This window comes from Streptococcus sp. 1621 (genome assembly GCF_013276615.1).
Classification (GTDB): Bacteria; Bacillota; Bacilli; order Lactobacillales; family Streptococcaceae; genus Streptococcus.
In genome coordinates this window covers 21,849-28,092 of the sequence record NZ_VMLJ01000010.1, presented here as the reverse complement: position 1 = coordinate 28,092, position 6,244 = coordinate 21,849, and the positions used below count along the sequence as shown (strand labels likewise).

Annotated in this window: 6 protein-coding genes, 1 tRNA gene and 1 rRNA gene; 2 read left to right on the top strand and 6 right to left on the bottom strand. The window is 39.8% G+C overall.

Annotation, left to right across the window (positions count from 1 at the left end; genetic code table 11):
* The 3 genes from HT697_RS02160 to rlmD all read right to left on the bottom strand — a co-directional run.
* Positions 1-110: ribosomal RNA gene (locus HT697_RS02160) — 16S ribosomal RNA — on the bottom strand; the annotation flags it as partial.
* 243 nt (positions 111-353) lie between these two features.
* A tRNA-Glu gene (locus HT697_RS02155) sits at positions 354-425 on the bottom strand.
* Positions 426-486: 61 nt separating this feature from the next.
* Complete coding sequence (rlmD, locus tag HT697_RS02150) at positions 487-1,842, bottom strand: 23S rRNA (uracil(1939)-C(5))-methyltransferase RlmD (RefSeq protein ID WP_173218973.1); 1,356 nt, start codon at positions 1,840-1,842, stop codon at positions 487-489.
* A 37-nt stretch (positions 1,843-1,879) separates the two neighbouring features.
* Here rlmD and recX point away from each other — a divergent pair, with 37 nt between their 5' ends.
* On the top strand, positions 1,880-2,656 hold the full coding sequence (gene recX, locus HT697_RS02145; RefSeq protein ID WP_173261996.1) for a recombination regulator RecX: 777 nt from the start codon (positions 1,880-1,882) through the stop codon (positions 2,654-2,656).
* A gap of 88 nt (positions 2,657-2,744) precedes the next feature.
* Entirely contained in the window at positions 2,745-3,278 is a 534-nt protein-coding gene (locus HT697_RS02140; protein WP_000775321.1) for a DUF402 domain-containing protein, read from the top strand.
* Positions 3,279-3,347: 69 nt separating this feature from the next.
* Here HT697_RS02140 and HT697_RS02135 read toward each other — a convergent pair whose 3' ends face one another.
* From HT697_RS02135 to groES, 3 genes are all read right to left on the bottom strand, one after another.
* Entirely contained in the window at positions 3,348-4,115 is a 768-nt protein-coding gene (locus tag HT697_RS02135) for an epoxyqueuosine reductase QueH (RefSeq protein WP_000567567.1), read from the bottom strand.
* Positions 4,116-4,252: 137 nt separating this feature from the next.
* Complete coding sequence (gene groL / locus HT697_RS02130; RefSeq protein ID WP_173218967.1) at positions 4,253-5,863, bottom strand: chaperonin GroEL; 1,611 nt, start codon at positions 5,861-5,863, stop codon at positions 4,253-4,255.
* Between the two features lie 15 nt (positions 5,864-5,878).
* Complete coding sequence (gene groES / locus HT697_RS02125) at positions 5,879-6,163, bottom strand: co-chaperone GroES (RefSeq protein ID WP_000917328.1); 285 nt, start codon at positions 6,161-6,163, stop codon at positions 5,879-5,881.
* Between the last annotated feature and the right edge of the window lie 81 nt (positions 6,164-6,244).

Here is a 6,244-nt window from a genome sequence, read left to right as displayed (position 1 = left end):
ACCCGTTCGCAACTCATCCGGAGAAGCAAGCTCCTCCTTCAGCGTTCTACTTGCATGTATTAGGCACGCCGCCAGCGTTCGTCCTGAGCCAGGATCAAACTCTCATTAAAAGTTTGAGTTCTCACTCATTTCTGTCACTGACAGATTTATTGTTTTTTCATTGTTCAGTACTACAACCTTAGTTGTAGTGCCCTGCACATTGGTTCGTCTTGTTCAGTTTTCAAAGGTCTTTGTCGCTCGCTTCCCTCAAGCGACAACTATATTAGTATATCACAGTCGCTTTCGCTTGTCAACACTTTTTTGAAACTTTTTTAAACTTTTTTCATCAAGTATTTCCAACTGCAACATACCCATAGTCCGTACGGGATTCGAACCCGTGTTACCGCCGTGAAAAGGCGGTGTCTTAACCCCTTGACCAACGGACCAGAGTTGTTATTTTCAACTCTTACTATTATACAGACTTTTCAAACTTTGTCAACACCTTTTTTAAACTTTTTTTATTAATTTTACAACTGCTTCAGTTCGAGCGGTGTGTGGGAACATATCGACCGACTGGATATAATGGATATCGTAGACTTCTACTAATCTTACCAAATCCCTTGCCAAAGTTGAAACATTACATGAAATATAAACCATTTTTTCTGGCACATAGGTAAGAATAGTGTCTAACAACTTATCATCCAGACCTGTACGCGGTGGATCCACAATCAGTGCATCTGCTCGGTATCCTTCCTTGTACCAACGAGGAATAATCTCTTCTGCTGTTCCAGCTTCATAATGAGTATTGTCAAATCCCATTCTTTTAGCATTTCGCTTGGCATCTTCAATAGCTTCTGGAATAATATCCATACCTCTGAGTGTTTTAACTTTCTTTGCAAAGGCAAATCCAATTGTTCCAACTCCACAATAAGCATCAATCAAATGATCTTCTTTATTAACATCCAAGGCTTTTACCGCCTCGTTATAAAGAACTTCTGTTTGTTCAGGATTTAGTTGATAGAAAGCTCGAGGGGATAGTGAAAATTCATAATCGAGAACACCTTCTTGAATACTCTCTTGTCCCCAGATAATCTCTGTCTTTTCACCATAAATCTCACTGGTTTTAGCTGTATTTGTATTCACAGCTACTGTCACAACTTCTGGAAAATCTTTAACTAAGTCTTTTACTAGTTGGGTTAAATTAAGCTGACGATTTGTAACAATAATAATCTGAACCTGTCCAGTCTTTCTTGCTCGTCGAACCATTATAGTTCTAACACCTAGAACTTTTCTCTCATCCGTGATTGGAATCTGGTGATAAGTAAGTAATTCCGCTAGACGATTAGCAATCACTTGGGTTTCCTTGTCTTGTACCAGGCAGTCTTTCAACTCTACTAAATAGTGAGAGTTTTGTGCATATAAGCCCGCCTTGACCTGATTCTTAAATTTTCGAGTCTGAAATTGTAACTTAGCACGGTAGTACTTTGGTTCCTGCATTCCAATAGTTGGACGGATTTCATAATTTTCATATCCTGCAGGGGCAAATTTTTTCAGCGCTTGGTGAAGTAAGTCCGTCTTGAACTCCAGCTGCTTATCATAATGCAGATGCATAATTTGGCAGCCTCCGCATTCATTGTAAATAGTACAAGCTGGCACAACTCGAAATTTAGACTTCTTGTTGACCTTCAGTAATTTTGCCTCAACAAAGTTACGTTTAATAGAAGTAATCTGACAATAGATATCTTCTCCTTTTAAAGCTCCAGGTACAAAGACTAATGTTTTTTGATAAAAGCCGATTCCCTCACCATTAATTCCCATGCGCTTGATTTTTAATGGTATTTTTTGTTTCACTTTCAGATTCATACCCCTATCTTATCACATTTTGAGTTATAATAGAACTATGAAAATCACAAAACTTGAAAAGAAAAAAAGACTCTATCTGATGGAACTTGATAATGGCGACAAATGCTATATCACTGAAGACACAATTGTTCGTTTTATGTTATCGAGAGATAAGGTTATAAGCGAAGAGGAATTGAAAGAGATTCAGGACTTTGCCAAATTTTCTTACGGTAAGAATCTGGCCCTCTACCACCTATCCTTTAAAGCACGTACCGAAAAAGAGGTCAGAGAATATCTGAAAAAATACGATATTGATGAAAGCATAGTTGCGCAAGTCATTGTTAATCTTAAAGAAGATAAGTGGATTAATGATAGCCAGTACGCTTATGCTATCATCAATGCCAATCAACTTTCAGGAGACAAGGGGCCTTATGTACTGACTCAGAAACTAGCACAAAAGGGGATTTCAAAATCTACTATAGAACAGAACTTGAAAGAATTTGATTTTTCGGAAGTTGCTCAACGTGTAGCCAATAAACTATTGAAAAAATATGAGGGAAAACTTCCAGCTCGTGCCTTGCAAGATAAGATAATCCAGAACTTGACTAACAAGGGCTTCTCTTATTCTGATGCTAAAATTGCCTTTGACGACTTAGATATCCAAGTTGACCAAGAAACGACTCAAGAACTCATCTTCAAGGAACTTGATAAGCAATATGCTAAGTATGCCAGAAAGTATGAAGGATACGAACTGAAACAGCGTTTAACTCAAGTTTTAGCACGAAAGGGCTATGATTTTTCGGATATAGCAAGCGCTCTTAGAGAATATCTTTAATATTTCCAAGTGAAATTCACAGATTTTAGATAATTTTATGGTACAATAGTAAATGATAAACTTATAAATTGTAGAAAGTTGGTTAGTTATGAAGCTTCCAAAAGAAGGCGACTTTATTACAATTCAAAGTTATAAGCATGATGGGAGTCTCCACCGAACTTGGCGGGACACCATGGTACTAAAAACAACAGAAAACGCCATTATTGGTGTCAACGATCATACACTTGTTACCGAAAGTGATGGTCGTCGTTGGGTCACTCGAGAACCGGCTATTGTTTACTTTCACAAGAAATATTGGTTTAATATCATTGCCATGATTCGTGATAATGGAACTTCTTACTATTGCAATATGGCTAGCCCCTACTATCTGGATGAAGAAGCACTGAAGTATATTGATTACGATTTGGATGTTAAAATTTTTACAGATGGGGAAAAACGTCTTTTGGACGTTGAGGAGTATGAGCGTCACAAACGCAAAATGAATTATTCTGATGACTTGGACTATATTTTAAAAGAACATGTCAAAATTCTTGTTGATTGGATTAACAATGGACGTGGTCCTTTCTCAGAAGCCTATGTAAACATTTGGTACAAGCGCTATGTAGAACTAAAGAATCGGTAAAGTTGTCAAACTGGGGTTAAGACCCCGGTTTTTTATTTGAAAAACCCAGCTTTTCAGCTGGGTTGGTCTCTATATATCTAATTTAGTAACAGTAAATTTGATGTGGGAATAGTCTTTTTCAACATCCTTATCCAGCAAAAAAGCCGTGGCATCCTTCTTAACCTGAACCAGGTCAATATTCTGGGCTTGTGCTGCATAGACACATCCACAATAACATTGACGATAGATATCATACTCCTCACACATCTCTACTGAACGTTTGTAGCCTTGATTTTTCTTGAAATCACTGGGAAGATAGTGAGTGGTATAAATCTTTTGCACATCGATTCCTATGCTGTTGATAGTTTGAGAATTCTTATGAGGACTAATGGTCAAGGCTGAGCCAAAGTAGTCAAAACCCAAGTCCATAGCCACTTGCGCTGTCTTATCCAGTCGGTAGTCAAAGCAAACCTTGCAACGATCGCCTCCTTCAGGCTCTTCCTCCAATCCTCTAACCAATTTTCGGTATTCATTTGGTTCGTAGGGAGCTTCTAGGTACTGGACCGTATTTCCTGTTCGCTCATTGAAATCACTGACAAACTTTTTAGTCACATAAGCACGCTTATGGTATTCTGCCTTGGGATGGATATTAGAATTGGCAAAATAGATGGTCACGTCTGCATACTTAGTCAAATATTCTAGAGTATAGGTACTGCAAGGGGCACAGCAAACATGCATGAGAATGGTTGGCCGTTGCTCATTTTTCTCCCATACTTGTACCATCTTCTGCATGACACGGTCATAATTAATCTTCTGATTGGGGTTCATCTTGCTCAGAATTTCTTCTACATCGATCATGTTCTTCTCCTTTTTCTAGTCTTATTTTATCATATAAGTTAGGAGAGCTCAAATCAATTTAGAAGTGAATATCATAAAAAGGAGGGTTAGTCATTCCCTCCTTTTGTGTTTTTTATAAGTTGTTTTCTATAGAAAGCTTACATCATGCTTGGATCCATTGCTGGAGCTGGAGCTACTGGTTCTGGCTTATTGGCTACGACTGCTTCTGTTGTCAAAATCAAGCTAGCTACAGATGCTGCGTTTTGAAGAGCTGAACGACTCACTTTAACTGGATCGATAATCCCTTGATCAATCATGTTGACCCACTCGCCAGTTGCTGCGTTGAAGCCTGTACCAAGCTCGGCATTTTTCAAACGATCGATAACGATAGATCCTTCAAATCCTGCATTGTGGGCAATTTGACGAACAGGTTCTTCCAAGGCACGGAGAACAATATTGCGACCTGTTGATTCGTCTCCTGTCAATTCCAAATCAGCCACGGCTGGGATGACATTGGCAAGGGCTGTTCCACCACCTGCAACGATACCTTCTTCAACAGCTGCACGAGTAGCGTTGAGGGCATCTTCAATACGGAGTTTCATTTCTTTCAACTCAGTTTCAGTTGCAGCTCCGACCTTGATGACTGCTACACCACCTGACAATTTTGCCAAGCGTTCTTGCAATTTTTCACGGTCAAATTCAGAAGTTGTGGTTTCAATTTGAGACTTGATAACTGCAACACGGTGAGAAATCGCTTCAGGATTTCCAGCCCCTTCTACGATAACAGTGCTATCTTTGTCCACAGTTACTCTCGCTGCTTGACCAAGAGCTTCAATTGTCGCATCTTTCAACTCAAGACCAAGGTCTTCTGTGATAACTGTTCCGCCTGTTAAGATGGCAATGTCTTCAAGCATGGCTTTGCGACGGTCACCAAAACCAGGTGCCTTAACTGCTACTACATTGAAGGTTCCACGAATCTTGTTCAAAACAAGGGTTGGAAGAGCTTCACCATCCACATCATCCGCAACAATCAAGAGTGGACGGTTGCTTTGGAGAATGCTTTCTAGAAGTGGCAAGATCTCTTGGATATTTGAAATCTTCTTGTCTGTAATCAAGATGTATGGATTTTCAAGATCAGCCACCATTTTTTCGCTATCTGTCACCATATACTGTGAAAGATAACCACGGTCAAACTGCATACCTTCTACAACTTCAAGTTCTGTTTCCATACCACGTGACTCTTCGATAGTGATGACTCCATCTTTGCCAACTTTTTCCATGGCCTCAGAGATGTATTCACCTACTTTTTCGGAACGAGAAGAGACGGCGGCAACCTGAGCGATGGCTTCTTTGTTGGCAACTGGGATGGCGTTGTTTTTCAAGGCTTCTACTGTTGCGGCAACTGCTGTTTCAATCCCACGACGAATACCGATTGGATTGGCACCTGCTGTGACGTTTTTGATTCCTTCACGAACGATTGCTTGGGTCAAAACAGTTGCAGTTGTAGTCCCATCACCTGCAATATCATTGGTTTTTGAAGCTACTTCTGATACCAATTTGGCACCCATATTTTCAAAATGGTCTTCCAACTCGATTTCTTTAGCAATGGTCACACCGTCATTGGTAATCAAGGGTGAGCCAAATGATTTTTCCAACACAACGTTTCGACCTTTTGGTCCCAAGGTTACTTTAACAGTGTCTGCAAGGATATCGACACCACGAACCATAGCTGAACGAGCATCTGATGAAAATTTAATTTCTTTTGACATACTTACTTTCTCCTTCTATTCTTCAATGATTGCCAAGATGTTAGCTTCGCCTACGATGATGTACTTTTCATCGCCATCTTTGACATCAAGACCTGCGTGGGCTTCAACTAAGACACGGTCTCCAGGCTTAACGCTTGGAGCTACCAAGTCACCGTTCAAAGTACGAACACCTTGTCCAGTAGCTACAACTTGGGCTGTTTTTGTTTTTTCTTGGGCTGAGCCTGCAAGGACAAAGCCTCCAACAGTTTGTTCTTTTTCTTCGATTTTCAAGACCACACGGTCTCCTAATGGTTTCAACATCTGTTTTCCTCCATAATGAGATAGATAGTATTAGCACTCTTTACACTTGAGTGCTAATTCATAGTTCTATTGTATCACTTG

Excerpts from the sequence above, each read along its gene's own strand:
- rlmD (WP_173218973.1), bottom strand. The coding sequence starts at position 1,842 with ATGAATCTGAAAGTGAAACAAAAAATACCATTAAAAATCAAGCGCATG.
- recX (WP_173261996.1), top strand. The coding sequence starts at position 1,880 with ATGAAAATCACAAAACTTGAAAAGAAAAAAAGACTCTATCTGATGGAA.
- HT697_RS02140 (WP_000775321.1), top strand. The coding sequence starts at position 2,745 with ATGAAGCTTCCAAAAGAAGGCGACTTTATTACAATTCAAAGTTATAAG.
- HT697_RS02135 (WP_000567567.1), bottom strand. The coding sequence starts at position 4,115 with ATGATCGATGTAGAAGAAATTCTGAGCAAGATGAACCCCAATCAGAAG.
- groL (WP_173218967.1), bottom strand. The coding sequence starts at position 5,863 with ATGTCAAAAGAAATTAAATTTTCATCAGATGCTCGTTCAGCTATGGTT.
- groES (WP_000917328.1), bottom strand. The coding sequence starts at position 6,163 with ATGTTGAAACCATTAGGAGACCGTGTGGTCTTGAAAATCGAAGAAAAA.